Raw genomic sequence first — 2284 nt, 5'->3', positions numbered from 1 at the left:
TTCATTATGTTGTTTACTTTGTTCTAACAATTGATTTAGGAGTACTCCAGCTTGTTTGTTATCCTTCTTTTCAACTGCCATCTTTAGTTCATGGAACGTTTTCCAATGGGACATTTCTTTTCCGCCGTGTGCTTGTTTAAAAAATTCTTCCTTTGTTATTTTTCCCGCATCCAATTGTTTTTTTAGTTCTATAATTTTTGCCATTTTCTCTTTCTTCCATTGCTCGCGTTTGGCGGCATTTTCAGGACTCATCCATTGGTTCCTTAGTGTTTTCTTCTCGGTAAGGACTGCCGTCCATTCAGCTTTTTTCTCTGGTGTATACTGATCTACCCAGGAAAGAATCATTTTCTGTCTTTCTTCCATCTTTGCCTGCCAATCTTTATGCATCATGTTATGATGCCCTTTCTCTTCACAATCACAAGGGGCTTTTTCCCTCTGTACACCATTGGATGTATCTGGTGTGGATGGCGCAGCGGCTGCCATTCCAGGCACTGACATTAATAGGCCAAATGATAAAAGTAACGATTTAAACTTCATAAATATCTCCTTCTACTTAGGTATTTAGTAATTTTCATCTCTTGTACGAAATTATCATTCCCAGTAATTGAAAAAAAATTTACCAATTTGACAAATTTTTAGTTAAAAAACACTTGAGAAATAATATTTAGTAGAGTATTCTATGAATATAGAAAATATGTGAAACATTTCACAATATAAATAAAAACTTGAGGTTTTATTTTTTTAAAAATACATATGTGAAATTATTCACAATAAATTAGAGAGAGATGTTAGGAGTGGGAAGTTATGAACAAACCAAAAATCGTGATCCTAGGTGCAGGATACGGCGGTATTATCACAAGTAAGAAATTAGAGAAACTACTTAAATATGGTGAAGCAGATGTTACATTAATTAATAAACATGGGTATCATTACATTACAACACAGCTTCATAAAACGGGAGTTGGCACTTCTTCTGATCGTCAAATTGCTATGTCCATACCTGAGCTAATCGACCCTAGCAAAACTCACTTTTTAAAAGCTACTGTAACCTATGTTGATCATTCGAACCAAGAAGTACACCTTGAAGGCGGAGAAACAGTCAAATATGACTATTTATTAATAGCATTAGGTTTTGAAGGGCAAACGTTTGGCATTCCCGGCATTAAAGAGCATGCTTTTGAAATTCGCAGTTTCAGGAGCTCAAAAGCGATTTATCATCATATCAACAAACAGCTCAACCTTTATAAAGAAGATCAAGACCCTTCTCGCTTAACTTTCGTTGTTGCGGGTGGAGGTTTTACAGGCATTGAATTGCTTGGAGAACTGGCCGATGGATTACCTAAACTATGTAAGGAACACAATGTTCCATTTGAAAAAGTAAAAATTATTGGAATTGAGGCAGCTCCTTCAGTAATTCCTTTTTTTCCAAAACAATCTGTCCAATATACTTCAGAAGTCTTAGAAAAGCTAAAAATTAAATTGATTACATCAACAAAAATCCTTGGGTGTACACCTGATAAAGTGATCCTGGAAAATGAACTTGAAGTCCCTACCAAGACATTAGTATGGTCCTGCGGCGTACAAGGTAACACCATTGTTCAAAAATGGGGGTTATCAATTGAAAGAGGAAAGCTCGCTGTCGACCCATATCTCCGTGTAAAGAACACGAATAATATTTTTAGTATTGGTGACTGCTCATTATTCATGAAGGATGAACACACTGCCTTGGCACCAACTGCACAAGTTGCTTTGCAACAAGCACCAGTGTGTGCAAAAAACATCGTTGCCTCCCTGCGTGGTGAAACCTTAACTGCTTTTGAATATCACCACAAAGGCTCTGTCGCTTCAATTGGACTATCTGCTGGAGTTGGTAAAGTAGGGAATGTCCGATTGTCAGGCTTAATTGGTGCATTTATGAAGCTAGTCATTGAAGCCCGTTACTTGTTTAATCTTGGCGGTCCTTTATTAATCATAAAACAGCACTTTGGAGTAAGCAGTGAACCAGTAAAAATGACTGCGAAACAATAATTAATAAACGAACGATTTCTTTTAGCTTGTTTCCCTTCCAGATGGTCCCCCCCTTTCTGGAGTTTGAATAGCATATCCCTATGTAATATGGCCTCCAATCCCCCAATTAGAGGCACACAGCCCCATTCCAATTGTTTGGAGTGGGGCTGTTTTTTATTATTTAGGCTGTTTTAAACTTGTCTGTTGATTTCCGTTCCAGGCACTTCGCTTTCCGCGGGCGTGCCGGGGAGCCTCCTCGTCGCTTTGCTCCTGCGGG

The 2284-nt window shown here is 38.1% G+C and carries 2 protein-coding genes; one reads left to right on the top strand and one right to left on the bottom strand.

The genetic code is table 11. The annotated features are described in order from the left end of the window. The coding region (locus V7659_RS21640; protein ID WP_335542159.1) for a hypothetical protein at window positions 1-537 on the bottom strand (537 nt) is incomplete at its 3' end. Between the two features lie 267 nt (window positions 538-804). On the opposite strand from V7659_RS21640, the gene V7659_RS21635 reads away from it, so the two are divergent. After that, the gene (locus tag V7659_RS21635; protein ID WP_335542158.1) at window positions 805-2028 is read left to right on the top strand and encodes an NAD(P)/FAD-dependent oxidoreductase; all 1224 of its coding nucleotides are present in this window, start codon (window positions 805-807) and stop codon (window positions 2026-2028) included. Window positions 2029-2284 lie beyond the last annotated feature (256 nt).

It is taken from the genome of Neobacillus drentensis (assembly GCF_036966985.1).
In the GTDB taxonomy this organism is placed as follows: Bacteria; Bacillota; Bacilli; order Bacillales; family Cytobacillaceae; genus Neobacillus; species Neobacillus drentensis_E.
This window is presented reverse-complemented; position numbering and strand designations above follow the sequence as displayed.